Origin of the sequence: Streptohalobacillus salinus, from assembly GCF_003201605.1 — a bacterium.
Lineage (GTDB): Bacteria > Bacillota > Bacilli > Bacillales > Amphibacillaceae > Streptohalobacillus > Streptohalobacillus salinus.
In genome coordinates, this window is sequence record NZ_QJJR01000033.1 from 1 (window position 1) to 1,539 (window position 1,539).

1 protein-coding gene is annotated in these 1,539 nt (G+C 36.5%); it reads right to left on the bottom strand.

The window, feature by feature from the left end:
- Positions 1-75: 75 nt before the first annotated feature.
- Entirely contained in the window at positions 76-1,410 is a 1,335-nt protein-coding gene (locus DES38_RS11880; RefSeq protein ID WP_110252294.1) for an ISL3 family transposase, read from the bottom strand.
- Positions 1,411-1,539 lie beyond the last annotated feature (129 nt).

Genomic DNA, 1,539 nt, shown 5'->3' on the forward strand with positions numbered 1-1,539 from the left:
GGTTCTTTGTCAAATAGCGTTGGTGAAGAATATTTCATCGACCCCAATATTTAATTTTATCACGCTTCATAGTAGCTAAGCTGCTGTGGGGCGTGTTTCATTTTCAATTGTTTTTCCAACTGACTGCTCAATTGCTTTTAAGTTAAAATGTAGAATGATCCGGTTCTTATAATTTTTGAAATTTCTGTAGCCATAGGCAACACGATTAAGTACTTTAATTTTATTGTTAATGCCTTCAATACGCCCGTTGTTGTACGGATAGTTAAAACTGTTCTCTGTATAAGGTAAATGCTTTCTCAGGGTCTTGAGACTCGTTCTTAAATAGGTTGATGTTTCGTTCGGGCATCTTTGGTTTAGTATATTTTCTAACGCCTTAAAGTCACGCTGGTTCATCGCTCTTAAAAGACTTTGATAGAGGTTGTAGTTGATTGCTAATTCTTCATCATAAGCTAACATTTCTTGTACGATCGCAGATTCTAAACGTTGTCCGAATAATGGATAGTGTTTGTATTCGGTATACGATAAATCCGATTCTTTCTTAAGAAACAACTTCCAATAAGCTTTTAAACGACGGTATTTCTTCATGTCTTCTCCATTGGATGTATGAAATTTATTCATGATTTTCACGCGCGTTTTATTCATCGATCGGTTAACTAATTGAACAAGATGAAAGCGATCAATAATGATCTTTACGTTAGGAAATAGTTCTTTAATGGAGCTGACATAGCCAGCATTCATATCGATGGTAACAGTCTCAACATTCATTCTATCCTTTAAACTATAATGCGTGATGAAATGATTTTGAATTGTCCGACGATCACGCCCTTCAAGGATATCTAAAATATCACCTGTTTCAGCATCAATGTATTCAAAAGCCATAAGACCTTTTGCGTATTTAAATTCATCAAAAGACACGTGCTTAGGGAGCGTTTGATTATAAGGTTTACACTGCTTAGCTTCCGCATTGATGACACGCTGTATCGTCGTATGAGAGAGATAACAATCCTTAGAAATATTCTTAATGGATTGCGCTTCTGCTGATTTAATAAGGACTTGCACTTTGCTGGTTTTAGCGATGAAACAATGATCGTTGACGACAGGCGTTTTGGCTGTAAAAGATGATCCGCATGCCTGGCACATAAATCGTTGCTTCTTTAACAATAAATAGGTCGGATATGCGCCTGCGATTGGTATGGTGATTCTGGATGTCTGTGTCCCATTTTTAAAAATAGAGGCGCCTTCTTTTATAGCGGAACATTTAGCACAACTCGTTGGTTCATAGGTCAAGCGTCCTTTTACGAACTTGCAGGTCTTTCCTTTGTATTGCTCAATATGAACACAATTCTCCTCAAACGTAATATTTTCATCTTGAATATCTAGCAGTTTTCTTATATCATTTGATATAGACAAGTGAGTTCCCTCCCTAGGATTGGTTTTCGACGACTTTTATTCTACAGGGAAACTCACTTGTTTTCTATTATAAAAAGAAAAATAACGCTAGTGAGTTTTTGACTCACCAACGCTATTTATTGTACAACC